The organism is Lentzea sp. NPDC036955 (assembly GCF_055608005.1).
The window spans coordinates 302,834-321,058 of record NZ_JBVJRC010000001.1; the positions used below are offsets into that span (position 1 = coordinate 302,834).

Here is an 18,225-nt window from a genome sequence, read left to right on the forward strand (position 1 = left end):
AGCGTGAGTGGAACTGACCAGCACAACAGCGGTTCCCGGCGGGCAATTTCGGCTTGGTGCGACCTGTTCCCTCCTGCTTGGGAGGCTCAGCCTACGAGCGTTCCGCGACGGTGGCGGAGTTGTTCTCAGTCCAGCTCCAGCACCACCTTGACGTCGCCGGGGCGTGACTCGAAGGCCTCCGCGCAGGACTCCAGCGGCACCCGCCTGGTGATCATCGCCGAGAGCCAGGCGTCGTCCGCCCGGTCGAGCACCGCGGAGGCCTCGCGGTAGTGCCGGACGTTCGAGTTGACCGTCCCGAACATGATCCCGTTGCGCAGCACCAGGTCCCGGTTCGCCTGACCGAGGTCGACCGGTACCACCTCGGTCGAGGGCACCCCGGTCAGGCACACCAGCCGCCGTCCGAGCAGCTGCGCCACCAGCTGCGGCGCACCGGTCGCCTCGATCACGACCTCGTGGTCGGGCAGCGTCCGGTGGTAGGTGGCGCCCAGCGACTCGACGAGGTCCGGCTTCGGGCCGTCCGAGGCGACGTCGAACACGTGCACGTCCAGCCCGCGCTGCACGCCGATCATGGCCGCCAGCAGCCCGATCGGACCGGCACCGGTGACCAGCACGCTGTCGAAGTCGAAGAACGCGAACCGCTCCAGCCGCTCCCACGCCTTGACCACCACCGACGCGGGTTCGAGCAGCACACCGGCCCGTGAGCTGACACCGACGGCGTACTGCGCCGGCACCGTCCACAAAGTAGCGCCGTAGCCGTCGATGCCGGTGATCCCGCGCTCGGTGTACCGGCCGTTGAGGCACATGTCGAACTCCCCGCGCGCACAGGGCGCGCACGGCACCGGGTCCGGCCTGCGCACCACGCCCACGACCAGCGAGCCGGGCGCGAAGCCGGGACCGCTGATCACCCTGCCCAGCGACTCGTGCCCGATCACCAGTTCGCCACCGGTGCCGAACTCGCCGCGGACGATCTCGCGGTCGGTCCCGCAGATCCCGATCGCCAGACCCTCGACCAGCAGCTCGTCCGGTCCCGGCACCGGGTCGGGGAGTTCGGTCAGCGACAGGGAGCCGGCTCGTGCGGGATCTACCGTGAGTGCGCGCATGAGATCCATTCTTGACATGTCGACCCGATCGCGCTGACCATGGGAGCGCTCTCACGCAACCCTGTCTGTGAGGAGATAGTCGATGCGCAAGCTCCTGCTGCTGGCGACATCGGCCCTGGTCGGGCTGACAACGTTGTCTGCACCTGCTCAAGCCGCTCCACCGAGCCTGCTCCCGCTCACCGTCCAGAACACCTCCGGTCGCGGCGACGCCGTGCACCTGTACGTGTTCGGCGAGATGGGCGGCCGGCTCGGGTACGTGAACGCGAACGGCCAGTTCACGGCCTGGTCCGGCGGGAGCATCCCGCCCTCGCCCGCGCCGGACGTCTCGATCCCCGGCCCCGCCAACGGGACCAGCAAGACCCTGCAGATCCCGCTCAACCTCGCCGGCGGCCGGCTCTACATGTCCTTCCGCGACAAGCTCAAGTTCTCGCTGGTGCCGGGCGGTCTCGTGCAGCCGGCGCCGTGGGCGGCGGGTGACCCGAACCGCGACATCCTGTTCGACTGGAGCGAGTTCACCTACAACGGCGGCGGGCTGTGGCTCAACAGCTCGCAGGTGGACATGTTCAGCGTCCCGCACGCGGTCGAGGCGACCTCGCAGGCCGGCGCGACCAAGCGCACCGGCGTGCTGGTCAGCGGCGGCCGCAACCGGATCTTCGACCAGCACCAGCAGATGGGCGGTGACTGGTCGCGGTTGGTCCACACGCGGTCGGACGGCACCCGGCTGCGCGTGCTGAACCCGAGCAAGGGCCTCGACGCGGGCCTGTTCTCCAGCTCCTACTACGCGGGCTACGTCAGCAGCGCCTGGTCGACGTACCAGAACACGCCGCTGACCGTGGTGCCGTACCGGAACGAGCCGAACCGGAAGTTCACCGGCCGCACCAGCGGCGGGGTCCTGCGGTTCACGAACACCGCCGGCCAGCAGGTGGCGTCGTTCGAGCAGCCCTCGACGCGGGACGTCCTCAACTGCGACGGCCGGCTCGCCGCGCCCAACAACGACGTCGGCGCGATCTCCCGGTCGCTGTGCGCCGCGCTCAACCGCTCGACGCTCGGGTACCTGCACACCCAGCCGACCTACGACGCCGCCGAGTTCTACACCCGCGCGACGGCCAACCACTTCTCGAAGATCGTGCACCGGAACATGGTCGACGGGAAGGCCTACGGGTTCGCCTTCGACGACGTCGGCGCGTTCGAGTCGCTCGTTCACGAACCGAACCCGCGATCGGCCAAAATCACCCTGACAGCATTTTAAACCAAAGCTTTCTTGCTTTTGATCGACTTTCACTCCACTGTGTGAGGCGCCGTCGCCGCGGCTCTCACACAGTGGAGTCGTCGTGTGCGTACGGGTCCTGCTGGTCGAAGACGACGAGCGAATCCGCCAGGCGTTGCGCCTTGCGCTGGGAGACGAGGGATTCACCGTCGACGAGGCGTGTTCCGGCGAGGTGGCGTTGCGGCGCCTGGAATCCGAGTCGTTCGACGTGGTGCTGGTCGACCTGACCCTGCCCGGGGTGGACGGGCTGGAGGTCGTGCGCACCCTCCGCGGGCGCGGTGACCTGCCGATAATCGTCGTCACCGCGCGGACGGACGCCTGCGACGTGGTCGCCGGACTGGAGGCGGGCGCCGACGACTACGTGACGAAACCGTTGATGGGCGGCGTTCTCGCGGCCCGCATCCGCGCGTTGTTGCGGCGCCGCGGACCGGGGCGCGACACAGTTCGGGTGGGCGATCTGGAAATCCGTCCGCAGGAAGGTCTCGTGCACCGGGCGGGGGAACGCGTTCACCTCACGAGAACGGAATTCCGGCTGCTGCTGGAACTCGCTGGTGCGGCCGGCCGAATCGTCACCAGGGAACAGCTGCTGCACCGGGTGTGGGGATATGACTACTTCGGCGACACCCGCTTGCTCGACGTGCACATAAGGCGGTTGCGGCGCAAGGTCGAGGCGAACCCGGACGACCCGGCCCTGGTGCTCACGGTGCGCGGCGCCGGGTACCGGATCCGTTCGTGAGGCTCACGCTGCGGTGGCGGGTGGCGCTGGCGTTCGGCTTCGGGCTGCTCGCGGTCACGAGCGTGCTCGCGTTCGCCACCTGGAACCTCGCCTGCGGCTACATGATGCGCCAGCGCGAGGCCTCCGCGACCCGCCAGGCCGAGGTGAACGTGCGGCTGGTCGAGCGGTCGCTGGCCTCCCCCGGCCTCGACGAGCTGCTGACCGGGCTCACCACCGGCCCCGACTCGACGATCCTGGTGATCACGCCGGGCGGTCTGGTGACCGCGGGCCGGCCGGTCGACCCCGGCCTGCTGCCGGTCGGGCTGGTGCGGCACCCGCCCGGTGGCGGGCGGATCACCGTGGACGGCCAGCCGATGCTCGCCGTGGTCCGCCCGGTCGCGGGCAACGCCGTGTACGTGGAGCTGTTCGGGCTGGAGCAGCTCGACCGCGCGTCCCGGTTCCTCAGCGCGGTGCTGATCGGCGGCACGGTCGCCTCGGCGCTGCTGGGGGCGGCGCTGGGGTCGTGGGCGTCGAAGCGGGCGCTCCGGCCGCTGGCGGAGCTCAGTTCGGCCGCGGCGCGGATCGCCGGTGGCGACCTCGGTGCCCGGTTGCCGGTGCAGGACGACCCGGACCTCGCGGCGCTGGCGGCGAAGTTCAACTCGACGGCGCACGCGCTGGAGCAGCGGGCGTTGCGGGACGCCCGGTTCGCCTCCGACGTGTCGCACGAGCTGCGGTCGCCGCTCACGACGATGGTGAACGCCGGTGCGGTGCTGCGACGGCGGCGCGAGCACCTGCCGGGCACGGCCGGGACGGCGCTGGAGCTGCTGACCTCGGAGGTGGACCGGTTCGCCCGGATGGTGGTGGACCTGCTGGAGATCTCGCGGGCCGACCAGACCGACGACCCGCGGCACGAGGAGATCGCGCTCGACGCGCTGGTGCGCAACGTGGCCGCGACGCGGGCCCCGGTGCCGGTGGAGCTCGAACCGGCGGTCGTGCTGGGTGACCGGCGGCGGCTCGACCGGGTGCTGACCAACCTGCTGGACAACGCGGACCGGCACGCGGGCGGAGCGGTGCTGGTGTCGGTGCGGCGGCACGGCGGGCACGTCCGGCTGGCCGTGGAGGACGAGGGGCCCGGTGTGCCGGAGCCGTTGCGGGAGCAGGTGTTCGAACGGTTCGCGCGGGGTGTGATGGCGGGCAGCAGGGGTGACGACACCGGCAGCGGACTGGGGCTCGCGCTGGTCCGCGAGCACGTGCACCGGCTGGGCGGGCGGGTGTGGGTGGAGGACCGCGTGCCGGTAGGTGCGCGGTTCGTGGTGGAGCTGGTCTTACGGAGTTCTGACGGCTGACCGTTCGGGGCCGCCCGGACCCCTTGGCGGCCCTACCGTCGACACATGCGAGTACTGATCACCGGCGGGGCGGGGTTCATCGGGTCGCACGTGGCCGACGAGCTCACCTCCCAGGGCCACGACTGCGTCCTGCTGGACGCCCTGCTGCCCGAAGCGCACGGAGCCGCACCGGTGCTGGACCACGAGCTGGTCGTCGGCGACGTCGCCGACCCGGACGTGCTGCGACCACTGCTGTCCACAGTGGACGCGGTCTGCCACCAGGCCGCGATGGTCGGGCACGGGGTCGACCCGTTCGACGCGCCCTCCTACGCCCGGCACAACGACCTGGGCACGGCGGTGCTGCTGGCCGAGATGCACCGGGCCGGGGTGTCGCGGCTGGTGCTGGCGTCGTCGATGGTCGTCTACGGCGAGGGCCGGTACCGCTGCCTGACGCACGGTGTGGTGCGCGGGGAGCGGTCGCCCGCCGACCTCGCCGCCGGCCGGTACGAGCCGAGGTGCGCCTGCGGTGACTTCCTGGTGCCCGAACTGGTGCCGGAGGACGCGCCGCTGGACCCGCGCAGCACGTACGCGGCGACCAAGCTGGCCCAGGAGCACCTGGCGGCGGCGTGGGCGCGGCAGACCGGCGGCAGCGTGTGGGCGTTGCGCTACCACAACGTCTACGGCCCGCGGATGCCGCGCGACACCCCCTACGCCGGGGTGGCGTCGATCTTCCGGTCCGCGCTGCAGAACGGCCGCGCGCCGCGGGTGATGGAGGACGGCCGGCAGCGCAGGGACTTCGTGCACGTGACCGACGTGGCACGGGCGAACGTGCTGGCGCTCTCGTCGGCACGGCCGGGGTTCGAGGCCGTGAACGTCTGCTCGGGCACCATGCACACGATCGGCGACCTGGCGTTCGCGCTGGCCGACGCGTGCGACGGACCCGCCCCGCAGATCGTCGGTGGTGCCCGGCCCGGCGACGTGCGGCACGTCGTCGCCTCACCCGCGAAGGCGGCCGACGTGCTGGGGTTCGAGGCGTCCGTGCGGTTCGAGGACGGGGTGCGGGCGTTCGCTGCGGACCCGTTGCGGGCGGCGGTCACCAGTTCGTGAGCACGAGGTGGTTCACCGCGAGGGCCGTCAACGCCTGCGCGGTGAGCCACCTCCTGCGGTGGTCCAGCCTGGCCGCGCCGACCATGAGCCAGACGGCGAACGGCAGCCAGATGCGTTCGGTCTCGGCCTTGCTCAGCCCGGACAGGTCGGCGGCCAGGACCGCGATGCCGGCGGCGACGACCCACCTGTCCCTGCGCAGCCCCTGGATGCCGGCGGGGCCGAGCACGAGTGCGAGCGCGGCCAGGTTCGCCCAGACCCAGTACCAGTACGGCCGGACGTCGCCGATGCCCTGGTAGTAGCGGAGCTTGACGAGCTCGTAGCCGTCGAGCCACCAGAACCCGGCGAGCGCGAACGCCGCCACGACCGCGAGTGCGCCCGCGACCGCCCAGCCGATCCTGCGCCCTGCCGCCACGATCGCCAGCGGGGCGAGCAGCACCAGGCCGTAGGACAGGAACACGCACCAGCCGAGCACGACCCCGCCGAGCAGCGGCCACCGGGTGAGCAGGTAGAGGCCGACCGCGGCGACGCCCATGAACATGCCGTCCGCGGACGCGCCGACCCACACCGCACCGGGGAACAGCACGAGGTACGGCAGCACCGCGGTGTCGCCGAGGGCCTTGGGGATCGCGACGACGGCGAGCGAGCCGACGAGGACGCAGAAGAGGGAGGCGGCCGCTCCCCCGCCGAGCCCGATGCGGTCCAGCGCGACGAACGTGAGCAGCGCGCCCGGTGGGTGGCCGGAGACGTGCGTGGTCCACGAGTCGGGCTGGAAGTCGGGGATGCGGTGGGCGAACTCGCGCACCATCGCCGGGACGTCCGTGATCTGGGGAACCTCGTGCAGGTACTCGTCCTCGGTGGTGAGCCGGGTGGTGAAGTGGTCCCAGCCGTCGACCATGGCCAGCGAGAGGGTGAACGCCACCGACGTCGCGTAGGCGATCGGGAGGGCGTGCCGGTGCCGGGCCAGCTCGGGTCCCTTCGCCACCACGAGGAAGGCGAGGAGGACCGCGGCGGGCGTGCCGGGTCCGACGTGGGGCCGCCAGTCGCCGAAGAGCGGCGCGGCGGAGGCGAAGAGCAGACCGGGGTGGTTCAGGTTGACCAGCAGTCCGGTGACGACGGCGGCGACGACGAGCAACCCGGCGACGAGGAGGCGCACCGCTCCCAACCTAGGGGGTCCCGGGCGGTGTCCGCCAAGGGCGCAAGACAACCGTAAGAACTCTTCCGCGCGTCACAATTCCGTAAGCACCACAACACTTTCCGCCGGTCCAGGATGGACCGCATGGATGTCGTCCTGCCCTGCCTCGACGAGGCCGCCGCACTGCCCGCCGTGCTGAGCTCCCTGCCTCCCGGACACCGCGCGATCGTCGTGGACAACGGCTCCGGTGACGGGTCTCCCGCCGTGGCCCGCGAGCTCGGCGCCCTGGTCGTGCACGAGCCCCGCCGCGGTTACGGGGCCGCCGTGCACACCGGGCTGCTGGCCGCCACCTCCGACCTCGTCGCGTTCGCCGACTGCGACGGCTCGCTGGACCTCGCCGAACTGCCGGCGATGGCCGCCCTGCTGCCGTCCTGCGATCTCGTCGTCGGCCGCCGGGTGCCGGTGTCGGCGGGCGTGTGGCCGTGGCACGCCCGCGCCGGCAACGCCGTGATCGCCTCCCTGCTGCGCCGCCGCGGCCTCGCCGTGCACGACATCGCACCCCTGCGGGTGGTCAGGCGGGAAGCGTTGCTGGCGCTGGACGTGCGGGACCGCGCGTTCGGCTACCCGCTGGAGCTCCTGGTCCGCGCGGCCGCCGCCGGGTGGCGGGTGCGCGAGGTCGACGTCGCCTACCGGCCGCGGGCCGCGGGGACGCGGTCGAAGGTGTCCGGCTCGGTGCGCGGCACGCTGCGGGCGGCGCGGGACATGGCGGGGGTGCTGCGATGAGGTTCTGCCTGCTGGTCATGGCGAAGTCCCCGGTGCCCGGCCAGGTCAAGACGCGCCTGTGCCCGCCGCTGACGCCCGAGCAGGCCGCGGAGGTGGCGGCGGCGGCGTTGCTCGACACGATCGACGCGGCCCTGGCGACTCCCGGCGCGGTGCCGGTGGTGGCGCTGGCCGGGGTGGTGCGGCGGGAGGACGTGCGGGACGCCCTGGGCGGGTGCGTGGTGGTCCCGCAACGCGGCCGGAGCTTCAACGAGAGGTTGGTGAACGCGCACGCGGACGTCGCGCGGTTCGGGCTGCCGGTGCTGCAGGTCGGCATGGACACACCGCAGGTGACGCCGTCGTTGCTGGCGTCCGCGGCGGAGTTCGACGAGGCGGCGCTCGGATTCGCGCTCGACGGCGGCTGGTGGGCGCTGGGGTTGCGGGACCCGCTGCGGGCCTCGGTCCTGCTGGACGTGCCGATGTCGCGGGACGACACCGGGGCGCGGACGCTGGAAGCGTTGCGGGGGATGAAGGTCGACGCGCTGCCGCCGTTGTCCGATGTGGACACCGTGGCGGACGCGCTGACGGTGGCGGCGCAGGTGCCGGGGTCGCGGTTCGCGCGGGTCCTGGGGCGTCTCGGCGCGGCGTCGGCCTCGCGCGGCGCGGTGGTGGCGCGATGATGTTCGACCAGGCCCTCGACGGCCACCCCGGCTGGCTCGACCTGCCCGGCACCGCCCCGCGCCCGCTGCCGGTCGCCCGCTGGCACGCCGACGCGGACGACGGCGACGACGCCCTGCTCGACGCGTGCACCGGGCCCACCCTCGACGTCGGCTGCGGCCCCGGCCGGCTCGTCGCGGCACTGCTCGCGCGCAACGTCCAGGCGCTCGGCGTCGACGTGTCGCCCGTGGCCGTCCGGCGCACCACCGACCGCGGCGGTCTCGCCCTGCGGCGCGACGTGTTCGACCTGCTGCCCGGCGAGGGCCGCTGGCAGCACGTGCTGCTCGCCGACGGCAACATCGGCATCGGCGGCGACCCGGCCGCGCTCCTGCGGCGGGTCCGGCAGTTGCTGCGGACCGGCGGAACCGTCGTCGCCGAGGTCGAGACGCCCGGTTCCGGCCTCGCGCAGGGGCAGGCGCGGGTGCGGGCCGGCGGCGAGCTCGGCCCGTGGTTCCCGTGGGCGTGGAGCGACGCCGACTCGGTGCCCGCGGACGGGTTCTTCCGGTTGTGGCACCGGGAACGGGCCGGCCGCTGGTTCGCCTGCTGGGAGCGGCTGTGAGGACCCCCGCCTTCCGGTCGCCCGCGCACCACACCGGTGTCACCAGCCGCGTCGGCACGTGGCTGGGCATCACGTTCGGCCTGTGCTTCGTCACCGGTCTGCTCAGCCACGGCGTGCAGCACGACTGGCCGTGGCCGACCCGGCCGGTCGACCTCTACCGGGTCACGCAGGGCGTGCACGTGCTGTCCGGCGTGGCCTCGATCCCGTTGCTGCTGGCCAAGCTGTGGTCGGTGTACCCGAAGCTGTTCGAGCGGCCGCTGGTCGCATCCGTGCCGCACGCGCTGGAGCGCGGCTCGATCCTCGTGCTGGTCGCGGCGTCGTTCTTCGAGGTCGTCACCGGGTTGTTCAACGCGGCGCAGAACTACCCGTGGTCGTTCTACTTCCCGGCCGCCCACTACGCGGTGGCGTGGATCGTGATCGGCTCGCTGCTCGTGCACATCGCGGTGAAGATTCCTCTCATCCGGCGTTCGCTCGAACCCGCTTCCGAGCACAGGACTGTCCTGTCCCGCCGGGCTTTCCTGCGCACGACCGCGCTCACCACCGGTGTCGCCGTGGTCGCGACAGCGGGTGTCACGGTGCCGTGGCTGCGCAAGGTCTCCGTGCTGGCTTGGCGTTCCGACGGCACGCTGCCGGTGAACCGGACCGCGCGGGCCGCGAACATCGTGGTGCCACCGGACTGGAAGCTCGAAGTCGGTGACCGCGCCTACTCGCTCGCCGAGCTGCGGGCCATGCCGCAGACCACCGTCGAGCTGCCCATCGCGTGCGTGGAGGGCTGGAGCCAGACCGCGACCTGGACCGGTGTCCGGGTGCGCGACCTGATCAGCGGCGGTGACGTCCGCGTCGAGTCGCTGGAGGAAGACGGGCTCTACCGGGCGACGACGCTGCCGGAGGCGTTCGCGCGGGACCCGCTGACCCTCCTCGCGTTGCGGCTCGACGGCGAGGAGCTCAGCCCCGACCACGGGTTCCCGTGCCGGCTCATCGCGCCCAACCGGCCGGGCGTGCTGCAGACCAAGTGGGTCACGTCCCTGGAGGTCCGGTGAGGACCGCGCTCGCCCTCGCCGGCATCGGACTCGGCGCGTGGGGTGCGTGGCTGCTGCTCCCCCAGGTCACCGCGGAGCTGCTCGCGTGGCTCGGCGGCGGTGTCGTGCTGCACGACCTCGTGATCGCCCCGCTGGTCGGTGCGTCCGGTCTCGTCGTCAAGCGCGCGTCGGTCGGCATCGGCCTGACGGTCTCCGGTGTGGTGCTGCTGATCGCGGTCCCGGTGCTGTGGCGGGAGCACAGCGGGCCGGTGAACCCGGGGCTGCACGACCGCGACTACCCCCTCGGAGTCGCGGTCGTGCTGGGCCTGGTCTGGGCGGCGGTGGCGCTACACGAGGTCGCGGCGCACCTTCAGCAGCGTCGCCGTGCCCGCGAAGAACACGACGTAGCCGGCGGGGAGCAGCGCGGCGGTGGGTCCGCCCAGGTCGGTCAGCACGCCGGGGGCACCGGTGCCGCCGACCGCACCGGCCAGGTTGCCGGCCGAGCCGCCGGGCAGGACCTCGGTCAGGTCACCGACCGGGCCGAGCAGCGACCCGACGCCGCGCAGCAGGTTCTCGACGACGATCGCCCACATCAGCCCGAGCCCGACGGCCAGCGCGGGTCCCCTGGTGAGCACGCCGAGGAACACGCCGAAGGCCGTCCACATCGCGGCGATCAGCAGTGACGCGCCCAGCGCCTCCAGGGCACCGGTGCCCGGCAGGTTCCAGTCCCAGCCCTCCAGCGACGCCACGGTGACGGCCGCGCCGAGGTCGACGACGAACGTCAGCGCCACCAGGACGACCACGACGATCCCCAGCGCGCCCAGGGTGCCCGCCATCGCGGACACCCGGCGCGGACCGGCGGTCAGCGTGGTCTTCCAGGTGCCCCAGCCGTACCCGGAGCCGACCGCGAGCGCCGCCAGCACCAGGATGATCGCGCCGCCGAACATCGGCAGGCCGCGCACGACGGCGGCACCGACGTTCTCCGGCTGCATCGCGCTGACCAGCTGCTGCTGGGTGAGGTCGCGGGTGGTGGAGCCGCCGTTGAGGGCGAGGTAGTTGAACACGTAGCCGAACGTCAGCGTCAGCACCAGCCAGAGGCCGACCAGCACCCACGTCGCCGGCCACTTCCACAGCCGCAGCAGCTCCGCCTTCACGCTGCCCATCACGCCGCTCCCGTCATCTCGAAGAAGACCTCTTCCAACGTCCGGCGCAGCGGCCGGACCTCCTGCACGTCCACGTCGGCGTGCACGAGCGCGCGCACCAGCGCCCCGGCGTCCGGCTCCCGCACGTGCAGCACGTCGCCGCGCAGCTCGCTGCCCTCGATGAGCACGTGCGCCTTCTCGATCGGGTCGGCCTTGACCAGCAGCACGCTGTCGCCGCGCAGCTGCTCGACCGTGCTCTCGGCGACGAGCTTGCCGTTCGCGATCACGCCGACCCGGTCGCAGATCTCCTCGACCTCGCCGAGCAGGTGGCTCGACAGCAGCACGGTCTGGCCCTGCGCGGACAGCGCGCGCACCAGGTCGCGCATGTCGGCCATGCCCGCCGGGTCCAGGCCGTTGGTGGGCTCGTCGAGGACCAGCAGTTCCGGCCGGCCGAGCAGGGCCGCGGCGACGCCGAGCCGTTGTTTCATGCCCAGCGAGTAGCGGCGGAACTTCTCGTTCGCGGCCGTGGTGAGGTCGACCTGGTCGAGTGCGGCCTCGACGTCGGCCCGGCTGGCTCCCCGGCGGGCCGCGTGCACCCGCAGGTTGTCGCGGCCGGACAGGTACGGGTAGAAACCCGGCCCCTCGATCAGCGACCCCACCTTCAGCAACGCCTCCGGGTCGCCCGGTGCCCGCCCGAGCACGGTCGCGGTGCCGCTCGTCGGCCGCACCAGGCCCAGCAGCATGCGGATCGTGGTCGTCTTGCCCGCGCCGTTGGGGCCGAGGAACCCGTAGACCTCGCCCCGCCGCACGGACAGACCGACCTCGTCCACCACGGCGCGGTCGCCGTAGCGCTTCGTCAGCTTCTCCGTCGTCACGATCATGCGGCCAAGCCTGTGCCTGGCAGAGACTCCGGTCGTCCGCTCCGGAGCGGCAGGAAGATACGCACATCTGCGTACGTCCCCGGTCGTATCGTCGGCGGCATGCGCATCAAGTGGCAGGACATCGCGCTGACCGCGGCACTGGTGTTCTTCGGACTGGGCGGCACGCGGTTCGCCGCGCGGTGGCAGACCGGCTCGTTCGAGGTGGACGTCCTCGCGTACGTGCTGATCACCGTCGCGGCCGCCGGTCTGCTGCTCCGCTCGACCCGTCCGCTGTGGACGGTGGGGATCACGACCGCGGCCATCACGGCGTACCTGGCGATGGGGTACCCGTTCGGGCCGGTGCTGGTGAGCGGGGTCGCCGCGATGTACGCGGTGGCGGTGTACGCGCGGATCGAGCTCGCCGCCGCGAGCGTCCTGGTGTACGCGCTGGCGATCCTGCCGTGGTGGAACGACTCGGTGACGTCGTGGATCACCTGGTCGGCGGGCTGGATCCTGCTGCCCGCCGCGGCCGGTGTGCTGATGCGGCTGCGCCGGCGGTCCGCTGTGGACGTTCGCGAGCGGGCCGTGATCTCGGAACGGCTGCGCCTGGCCCAGGAGGTGCACGACGTCGTGGGCCACGGCCTGTCGGTGATCGCGATGCAGGCCGGGGTGGCGCTGTACGTGCTGGACAGGGACCCGGTGAAGGCCCGCGCGTCGCTGGAGGCGATCCGCGCCACCTCGAAGGAGGCGCTGGAGGGCCTGCGGTCCGAACTGGACACCCTGCGCGGCTCGGCACCGTTGCGGCCCACCACCTCGCTGGCCGACCTGCCGGCGCTCGCGTCCCGGATGCGCGAGGCGGGCCTGGAGGTGTCGGTGGAGGCCGACGGGGTCGCCGTGCCCGGCACCTACGAGCTGGCCGCGTACCGGATCGTGCAGGAGTCGCTGACGAACGTGCTGCGGCACGCCTCCCCCGGCGTCACGGCCGCGGTGAAGGTGTACGAGGCGCGCGGTGTGCTCGTGGTCGAGGTGAGCGACACCGGCACGCCGGGACCGGTCGAGGAGGGCCACGGCATCACCGGAATGCGGTCGCGGGCCGAGGCGCTGGGTGGCACGCTGGAGATCCGCACGACGCACGGCTTCACGGTCGTCGCACGGATACCGTTGCCCGCATGATTCGCGTGGTGGTGGCCGACGACCAGGCCTTGGTGCGGATGGGGTTGCGGACGCTCATCGAGACCGAGGACGGCGTCCAGCTCGTCGGCGAGGCCGCGGACGGCCGCGAGGCGCTGGGGCTGATCCGGTCGCTCAAGCCGGACGTGGTGTTCCTCGACATCCGCATGCCGCTGATGGACGGCCTGGAGGTGCTGCGCCGTGTCTCCTCCGACCCCGCACTGGCCGAGGTCAAGATCGTCATGCTCACGACGTTCGACCTCGACGAGTACGTGTTCGAGGCGCTGCGCACCGGCGCGTCCGGGTTCCTCGTGAAGGACTCCGACCCCGCCGACCTGCTGCGCGCCGTGCACGTGGTCGCCGACGGCGGCTCGCTGCTGTCCCCGTCGGTCACGCGCAGGGTGATCGACCGGTTCGCCTCGGGCGCGAGCGCGCGACCCGTGCCGCACCTGGACAAGCTGACCGACCGCGAACGCGAGATCATGCGGCACGTCGCGTCCGGGGCGTCCAACGACGAGATCGCGGCTGTGCTGGTGATCTCCCCCGCAACGGTGCGCACGCACGTGTCGCGGGCGATGGTGAAGCTGGGGGCCCGTGACCGGGCCCAGCTCGTCGTGTTCGCCGTGCAGTCCGGCCTGACTTGAGCAGATTTCCAGCTGTTGTGCCTGTGACGCCCCAAGTCCCCGCCCCCTGCTTTGCCGGCGTCTGCAAGGAGGGGGCGGGCAAGGCTTCCGGCCCAAGTGCTCAGACGGCCGGTGGGCGGTCCTCGTACGGAGTGGACAGCACGACCGTCGTGCGGGTCGACACGTTCGCCGACTCGCGGATCTTCTGCAGCAGCTCCTCCAGCGCCACCGGCGAGGCCACCCGGACGCGCAGGACGTACGAGGCGTCCCCCGCGACCGAGTAGCAGGCCTCGATCTCCGGCAGGTGCTCCAGCCGCCTCGGGTAGTCGTCCGGCTCGGAGGGGTTGATCGGGAAGAGCGAGATGAACGCGGACATCGGCAACCCGACCTCCGCGCCGTCCAGCCGGGCCGCGTAGCCCTTCACGATGCCGCGCTGCTCCAGCCGCTTCACCCGCTGGTGCACCGCCGACACGCTCAGGCCGACGCGTTCGGCCAGGTCGGTGAAGCTGCAACGGCCGTCGGCCGCGAGCTCCTTCAGGATCGCTCTGTCGATCTGCTCGAGGGTCAAAGCACCACCAGCTCGTGAGGTCGGTTGTTGAAGGACTCCACGCCGTCCTCCGTCGCGACGACGATGTCCTCGATGCGGGCACCCCAGCGGCCGGGCAGGTAGATGCCGGGCTCGACGCTGAAGGCCATGCCCGCTTCGAGCGGCAGCGCGTTGCCGCTGACGATGTAGGGCTCCTCGTGCACGTCCAGGCCGATGCCGTGGCCGGTGCGGTGCACGAAGTACTCGCCGAAGCCCGCGTCGGTGATGACCTGGCGGGCCACGTCGTCGATCTGCTCGCAGGTCACACCCGGCTTGACCGCCTCGACGGCGGCCTTCTGCGCGGCCTGGAGGACGGCGTAGGTGTCCCACACGTCGTCGTGCTTCGGCTCACCCATGACGTACGTGCGGGTGGAGTCGGAGTTGTAGCCCTCGGCGACCGGGCCGCCGATGTCGATGACCACGACCTCGCCCGCTTCAATCACGCGGTCGGAGTCGCGGTGGTGCGGTGACGCGCCGTTCGGGCCGGAGCCGACGATCACGAAGTCCGCGACCGTGTGGCCCTCCTCCACGATGGCGGCGGCGATGTCCTTGGCCACCTCGCGCTCGGTGCGGCCGACGCGCAGGAACTCGCCCATGCGCGCATGCACCCGGTCGATCGCCTGACCGGCCTTGCGCAGCGCGGCGACCTCGCTCGCGTCCTTGCGCATGCGCAGCTCGCGGATGATCGGGCCGGCCAGCGACTGGGGCCCGCCGATGGCGTTGCCGAGCTTGATGGTGTGCAGGGCGGGCATCATGTCCGCCACGGCCGTGCGGTTGCCCTTGACCGCGGCCTTGACCAGCGCGTACGGGTCCTCGCCGTCGACCCAGGTGACGACCTCGACGCCGAGCTCGTCGGTCGGGATGCCCGCGTAGCCGGGCTGCTCCAGCTTCGGCACCACGAGCGTGGGCGTGCCGTCGACCGGCAGCGCGAGGCACGTGAGCCGCTCGAACGAGTCGCCACCGGCACCGATCAGGTACCGCAGGTCCGAGCCGGGCGAGATGAGGAGGGCGTCCACGCCCGCCTGCCGCGCGGCGGCGGAAGCGCGGTCGAGCCGCGCACGCAGCGCGGACACGTCGATGGGCCCGGTGATCGTTGCCATGGGCCGAAGCCTAGTAGCTTGTCGGGTTGTGAGCTCTCCCCTGGTGCTGCTCGACTCCGCGAGCCTCTACTTCCGGTCGTTCTACGCGCTGCCGGACTCGATGACCGCGCCCGACGGCACGCCGGTGAACGCCGTGCGCGGCTTCGTCGACACGATCGCCCGTGTCATCACCGACCGCGGCGCCGCCCGCCTGGTCGCGTGCCTGGACGCCGACTGGCGCCCGGAGTTCCGGGTGAAGGCGCTGCCCTCCTACAAGGCCCACCGCGTCGCTTCCGATGCCGGCGACGGGTCCGAGGAGGTGCCGGACATCCTCACGCCGCAGATCCCGATCATCCTCGACGTGCTGGACGCGGCCGGCATCTGCACCGGCGAGGCCACTGGCTACGAGGCCGACGACGTGATCGGCGCCCTCGCGCACCACGAGAAGAAGTCACCCGTCGAGGTCGTCACGGGCGACCGCGACATGTTCCAGGTCGTGCGTTCCGAACCGACGCCCGTGCACGTGCTGTACGTGGGCCGCGGCTGGAACAAGGTCGAGGTTCTCGGCCCCGAGGAGCTGGCCGCCAAGTACTCGCTGCCGGTCGAGAACGCCGGCTCCGCCTACGCCGACATGGCCGTGCTGCGCGGCGACCCCTCCGACGGCCTGCCGGGCGTGGCGGGCATCGGCGAGAAGACCGCGGCGAAGCTCATCACCGAGTTCGGCTCGCTCGACGCCGTCCTGAAGGCCGTGGCCGACCCGATGGACCGCAAGCTCACCACCAAGGCCCGCAACGCCCTGATCGCCGCCGAGGAGTACCTGGCGGCGGCACCGGTGGTCGTGCGCACGGCCCTGGACGCACCGGTGGTGCTGGACCGGTCCGACGAGGTGCCGCGGGTGCCCGCCGACCCCGAGCGGTTGCGGGAGCTGACGCAGCGCTGGGGCCTCGGCTCGTCGGTGCCGCGCCTGGTGAACGCGATGGAGCGGCGCGCCTAGAAGAACGTGCCGCAGTACGGGGCCCGCGCGACGGCGAACAGCGCGTCGGCCTCGGCCAGCTTCGTCCCGGTGAGCCAGCCCGTCGCGGCGAGCTGCGAGAACGTCGTGTCCCCGAAGTAGCACGCCCCCAGCAGGTCGACCGGCACCGTGACGTCCGCGGCCACGTCGACCCGCTCCACGCCGTCGGGCGTCACCCGGTAGCGGCCGTCGTTGGCGGGCAGCAGCCTGTCCCGCACCTCGACGACCACCGGGTCGGCGTGGCCGTACGTGCGGACGGCGAGCATGCGCGGCACGTCGGTCAGCCGCAGCCAGACCTCGTCGAACACGTCCTTGGTCCGCACCACGCGCGGGTCCTCGAACAGCCACGTCACCGGCTCGTCGAGCGGCACCTCGCACTCGATGTGGTCGACCAGGTCCAGCCGTGCCGCGTAGCGCCACAGGTCGCGCCACGCCGCGGGGGTGGCCGCCACGAAGTCGTGGATGGACAGCCGGTGCTTGAACTCCTCCTCCGTCTTCACGACGTAGGTCAGGAAACCGTCGTCACCGCCGGGTCCGGTGTGGACGACGGTGACCGAGTTCTCCGCGTCGCCCTTGCGGTCGCGGGCACGGGCCCACCAGCCGGTCCAGCGGCCGATCTGGCCGGGGCGGGTGAGGCCGAGGGTGGCGTGCAGCTCGGGCAGCAGCTCGTCGGCGGTGTCCTGGTCGAGCATCCGCACGCGACCGGTCGGCGTGCCGGGGACGACGGCTTTCCGCGCGTCGATCTCGACGAGGCGGACGCGACCGGCCAGGCCGTAGCCGAAGCGGCCGTAGATGCGTCCCTCGGAGGCGCGCAGGGTGGCGACGGGGTCGGGCAGCGTGGCGAGTTGTTCGCGCATCAACGCCGTCAGCACGCCACGGCGCGTGTGGTCGGCACGCACGCCCACGCGTGACACGGCGGCATGCGGGACCACGGCGCCGCCGGGCACCACGAGAGAGGAGCCGAACGACTGCGTGGTGCAGACCATCTCGTCACCGTCGAACGCGGCGAGCACGCGACCGGGCTCGTAGGACGCCTTGATGACCTCCCACTGCTCGTCGGTGGGCGGGCCCCAGTGCATGGCGCGGCGGAACACGCCGCTGTGGGTGCGGAACTGCGCTTCGTCGGTGAGCACACGGATCTCGGTCACGACCGCGATCGTGACCCAGCACGACCGCGGACGCACCTCAGTTTCCGCACCGGCCGCCGTGAACGCGGACCAACGCGAAGAAGACCTTCCCCCGGCAACGCCGTGGGAAGGTCTTCCGGAAACTTCCGCAGGTCAGCCGGTGGGCTGGCCGACCTCGTACTCGCCGTCCTCGGTCTTGACGACGATCTTGACCTTCTTGTCCTTGCCGCCGACCTGCACCTTGCACTCGAACGAGGTGTTGGGCTTGACCTCGTTCTCACCCGAGCAGGTCGCGCTGCCGACGTCGGAGATCTTGTACTCGTCCTTGAGGATCTGGACGATGCCGTTCTGCACCGAGGTGTTGTCGAAGACCTTCTTCTTGAAGAACGCCGGCGACACGAACCCGGTGAACAGCACACCGCCGACGATCAGCACGACGACGACCGCCGCGACCCAGATGGCCGCGCTGGACTTCTTCTTCTGCTGCACCGGCGGGCCGTAACCCGGCTGCTGGCCGTACGGGTTGGGCTGCTGACCGTACTGCTGCGCCTGCTGGCCGTACGGGTCCTGCGCCGGGTTGCCGTAGGGGTTCGACTGCGGGGCCCCCTGCGGCACGCCGTACTGCTGCGTCTGCTGCTGCGACGGGTCGAACCCGGGGTACGGCTGCTGCGGCTGGCCCTGCTGGGGCTGCTGCGGCTGGCCGTACGGGTTCTGAGCCGGGAAGCCGCCGGACGGGGTGCCGGGAGGGAAACCGCCACCGTAGGGCTGCTGCGGCTGCTGCGGCTGGCCCCAGGGCTGCTGCGGATCGTTCCCTCCGGACGGTCCGTACGGGCTGCTCATCTGTCGACCTCCGTGTGTACGACGTTGCGGCGCGATCCAACCACACCGTTGTGGTCAGTCTTCACTCCGACTCGCAAAACCTTTGT

Annotated in this window: 19 protein-coding genes; 11 read left to right on the forward strand and 8 right to left on the reverse strand. The window is 72.0% G+C overall.

Features of this window, described 5'->3' with window-relative positions; all coding sequences use genetic code 11:
- Positions 1-125: 125 nt before the first annotated feature.
- The gene (locus tag ACZ7CF_RS01470) at positions 126-1,100 is read right to left on the reverse strand and encodes an alcohol dehydrogenase catalytic domain-containing protein (RefSeq protein WP_470368538.1); all 975 of its coding nucleotides are present in this window, start codon (positions 1,098-1,100) and stop codon (positions 126-128) included.
- Positions 1,101-1,182: 82 nt separating this feature from the next.
- Here ACZ7CF_RS01470 and ACZ7CF_RS01475 point away from each other — a divergent pair, with 82 nt between their 5' ends.
- The 4 genes from ACZ7CF_RS01475 to ACZ7CF_RS01490 all read left to right on the forward strand — a co-directional run bounded on the left by ACZ7CF_RS01475 (position 1,183) and on the right by ACZ7CF_RS01490 (position 5,514).
- Entirely contained in the window at positions 1,183-2,349 is a 1,167-nt protein-coding gene (locus tag ACZ7CF_RS01475; protein WP_470368539.1) for a beta-1,3-glucanase family protein, read from the forward strand.
- A gap of 82 nt (positions 2,350-2,431) precedes the next feature.
- Positions 2,432-3,103, forward strand: coding sequence for a response regulator transcription factor (locus tag ACZ7CF_RS01480; protein ID WP_458433266.1), 672 nt, complete (start codon positions 2,432-2,434; stop codon positions 3,101-3,103).
- On the forward strand, positions 3,100-4,428 hold the full coding sequence (locus tag ACZ7CF_RS01485) for a HAMP domain-containing sensor histidine kinase (RefSeq protein ID WP_470368540.1): 1,329 nt from the start codon (positions 3,100-3,102) through the stop codon (positions 4,426-4,428). The genes ACZ7CF_RS01480 and ACZ7CF_RS01485 overlap by 4 nt, the downstream gene beginning before the upstream one ends.
- Before the next feature lie 45 nt (positions 4,429-4,473).
- Complete coding sequence (locus ACZ7CF_RS01490; RefSeq protein ID WP_470368541.1) at positions 4,474-5,514, forward strand: NAD-dependent epimerase/dehydratase family protein; 1,041 nt, start codon at positions 4,474-4,476, stop codon at positions 5,512-5,514.
- Here ACZ7CF_RS01490 and ACZ7CF_RS01495 read toward each other — a convergent pair.
- Positions 5,501-6,667 carry a hypothetical protein gene (locus ACZ7CF_RS01495; RefSeq protein ID WP_360387405.1) on the reverse strand — a complete coding sequence of 389 codons (1,167 nt, stop codon included), beginning with the start codon at positions 6,665-6,667 and terminating at the stop codon, positions 5,501-5,503. The genes ACZ7CF_RS01490 and ACZ7CF_RS01495 overlap by 14 nt on opposite strands.
- Before the next feature lie 123 nt (positions 6,668-6,790).
- Here ACZ7CF_RS01495 and ACZ7CF_RS01500 point away from each other — a divergent pair, with 123 nt between their 5' ends.
- From ACZ7CF_RS01500 to ACZ7CF_RS01515, 4 genes are read left to right on the forward strand one after another with little or no spacing between them, the layout of a single operon-like run.
- Positions 6,791-7,429, forward strand: a complete 639-nt coding sequence (locus ACZ7CF_RS01500) for a glycosyltransferase family 2 protein (protein ID WP_360387402.1) — start codon at positions 6,791-6,793, stop codon at positions 7,427-7,429.
- Positions 7,426-8,085, forward strand: a complete 660-nt coding sequence (locus ACZ7CF_RS01505) for a TIGR04282 family arsenosugar biosynthesis glycosyltransferase (RefSeq protein WP_470368542.1) — start codon at positions 7,426-7,428, stop codon at positions 8,083-8,085. Before ACZ7CF_RS01500 ends, ACZ7CF_RS01505 begins: the two co-directional genes overlap by 4 nt.
- Positions 8,082-8,681 carry a methyltransferase gene (locus tag ACZ7CF_RS01510; RefSeq protein ID WP_470368543.1) on the forward strand — a complete coding sequence of 200 codons (600 nt, stop codon included), beginning with the start codon at positions 8,082-8,084 and terminating at the stop codon, positions 8,679-8,681. Before ACZ7CF_RS01505 ends, ACZ7CF_RS01510 begins: the two co-directional genes overlap by 4 nt.
- Positions 8,678-9,721, forward strand: a complete 1,044-nt coding sequence (locus ACZ7CF_RS01515; RefSeq protein WP_470368544.1) for a molybdopterin-dependent oxidoreductase — start codon at positions 8,678-8,680, stop codon at positions 9,719-9,721. The genes ACZ7CF_RS01510 and ACZ7CF_RS01515 overlap by 4 nt, the downstream gene beginning before the upstream one ends.
- Positions 9,722-10,047: 326 nt before the next feature.
- Here ACZ7CF_RS01515 and ACZ7CF_RS01520 read toward each other — a convergent pair whose 3' ends face one another.
- Both ACZ7CF_RS01520 and ACZ7CF_RS01525 read right to left on the reverse strand, forming a co-directional pair.
- Complete coding sequence (locus ACZ7CF_RS01520; RefSeq protein WP_470368545.1) at positions 10,048-10,863, reverse strand: ABC transporter permease; 816 nt, start codon at positions 10,861-10,863, stop codon at positions 10,048-10,050.
- Positions 10,863-11,723: an ABC transporter ATP-binding protein gene (locus ACZ7CF_RS01525; RefSeq protein ID WP_470368546.1), complete on the reverse strand. Its 861-nt coding sequence runs from the start codon at positions 11,721-11,723 to the stop codon at positions 10,863-10,865. The genes ACZ7CF_RS01520 and ACZ7CF_RS01525 overlap by 1 nt, the downstream gene beginning before the upstream one ends.
- A gap of 99 nt (positions 11,724-11,822) precedes the next feature.
- Here ACZ7CF_RS01525 and ACZ7CF_RS01530 point away from each other — a divergent pair, with 99 nt between their 5' ends.
- The gene (locus ACZ7CF_RS01530; RefSeq protein WP_360387384.1) at positions 11,823-12,875 is read left to right on the forward strand and encodes a sensor histidine kinase; all 1,053 of its coding nucleotides are present in this window, start codon (positions 11,823-11,825) and stop codon (positions 12,873-12,875) included.
- The gene (locus tag ACZ7CF_RS01535; protein WP_470368547.1) at positions 12,872-13,516 is read left to right on the forward strand and encodes a response regulator; all 645 of its coding nucleotides are present in this window, start codon (positions 12,872-12,874) and stop codon (positions 13,514-13,516) included. The genes ACZ7CF_RS01530 and ACZ7CF_RS01535 overlap by 4 nt, the downstream gene beginning before the upstream one ends.
- Before the next feature lie 100 nt (positions 13,517-13,616).
- On the opposite strand, the gene ACZ7CF_RS01540 is transcribed toward ACZ7CF_RS01535, so the two are convergent.
- Positions 13,617-14,063, reverse strand: coding sequence for an Lrp/AsnC family transcriptional regulator (locus ACZ7CF_RS01540; RefSeq protein WP_360387378.1), 447 nt, complete (start codon positions 14,061-14,063; stop codon positions 13,617-13,619).
- Complete coding sequence (locus tag ACZ7CF_RS01545; protein ID WP_360387375.1) at positions 14,060-15,181, reverse strand: M24 family metallopeptidase; 1,122 nt, start codon at positions 15,179-15,181, stop codon at positions 14,060-14,062. The genes ACZ7CF_RS01540 and ACZ7CF_RS01545 overlap by 4 nt, the downstream gene beginning before the upstream one ends.
- A gap of 28 nt (positions 15,182-15,209) precedes the next feature.
- On the opposite strand from ACZ7CF_RS01545, the gene ACZ7CF_RS01550 reads away from it, so the two are divergent.
- On the forward strand, positions 15,210-16,154 hold the full coding sequence (locus ACZ7CF_RS01550; RefSeq protein ID WP_470368548.1) for a 5'-3' exonuclease: 945 nt from the start codon (positions 15,210-15,212) through the stop codon (positions 16,152-16,154).
- On the opposite strand, the gene ACZ7CF_RS01555 is transcribed toward ACZ7CF_RS01550, so the two are convergent.
- Together ACZ7CF_RS01555 and ACZ7CF_RS01560 are read right to left on the reverse strand one after the other, a co-directional pair.
- Positions 16,151-17,320 carry a GNAT family N-acetyltransferase gene (locus ACZ7CF_RS01555; RefSeq protein WP_470368549.1) on the reverse strand — a complete coding sequence of 390 codons (1,170 nt, stop codon included), beginning with the start codon at positions 17,318-17,320 and terminating at the stop codon, positions 16,151-16,153. The two genes, ACZ7CF_RS01550 and ACZ7CF_RS01555, sit on opposite strands and share 4 nt — an antisense overlap.
- A gap of 132 nt (positions 17,321-17,452) precedes the next feature.
- On the reverse strand, positions 17,453-18,139 hold the full coding sequence (locus tag ACZ7CF_RS01560) for a DUF4333 domain-containing protein (RefSeq protein WP_360387366.1): 687 nt from the start codon (positions 18,137-18,139) through the stop codon (positions 17,453-17,455).
- Positions 18,140-18,225 lie beyond the last annotated feature (86 nt).

Bases quoted from the DNA above. Each gene is read 5' to 3' on its own strand.
- ACZ7CF_RS01520 (WP_470368545.1), bottom strand. From the start codon at position 10,863: ATGGGCAGCGTGAAGGCGGAGCTGCTGCGGCTGTGGAAGTGGCCGGCG.
- ACZ7CF_RS01500 (WP_360387402.1), top strand. From the start codon at position 6,791: ATGGATGTCGTCCTGCCCTGCCTCGACGAGGCCGCCGCACTGCCCGCC.
- ACZ7CF_RS01475 (WP_470368539.1), top strand. From the start codon at position 1,183: ATGCGCAAGCTCCTGCTGCTGGCGACATCGGCCCTGGTCGGGCTGACA.
- ACZ7CF_RS01530 (WP_360387384.1), top strand. From the start codon at position 11,823: ATGCGCATCAAGTGGCAGGACATCGCGCTGACCGCGGCACTGGTGTTC.
- ACZ7CF_RS01490 (WP_470368541.1), top strand. From the start codon at position 4,474: ATGCGAGTACTGATCACCGGCGGGGCGGGGTTCATCGGGTCGCACGTG.
- ACZ7CF_RS01505 (WP_470368542.1), top strand. From the start codon at position 7,426: ATGAGGTTCTGCCTGCTGGTCATGGCGAAGTCCCCGGTGCCCGGCCAG.
- ACZ7CF_RS01560 (WP_360387366.1), bottom strand. From the start codon at position 18,139: ATGAGCAGCCCGTACGGACCGTCCGGAGGGAACGATCCGCAGCAGCCC.
- ACZ7CF_RS01510 (WP_470368543.1), top strand. From the start codon at position 8,082: ATGATGTTCGACCAGGCCCTCGACGGCCACCCCGGCTGGCTCGACCTG.
- ACZ7CF_RS01525 (WP_470368546.1), bottom strand. From the start codon at position 11,723: ATGATCGTGACGACGGAGAAGCTGACGAAGCGCTACGGCGACCGCGCC.
- ACZ7CF_RS01535 (WP_470368547.1), top strand. From the start codon at position 12,872: ATGATTCGCGTGGTGGTGGCCGACGACCAGGCCTTGGTGCGGATGGGG.
- ACZ7CF_RS01545 (WP_360387375.1), bottom strand. From the start codon at position 15,181: ATGGCAACGATCACCGGGCCCATCGACGTGTCCGCGCTGCGTGCGCGG.
- ACZ7CF_RS01470 (WP_470368538.1), bottom strand. From the start codon at position 1,100: ATGCGCGCACTCACGGTAGATCCCGCACGAGCCGGCTCCCTGTCGCTG.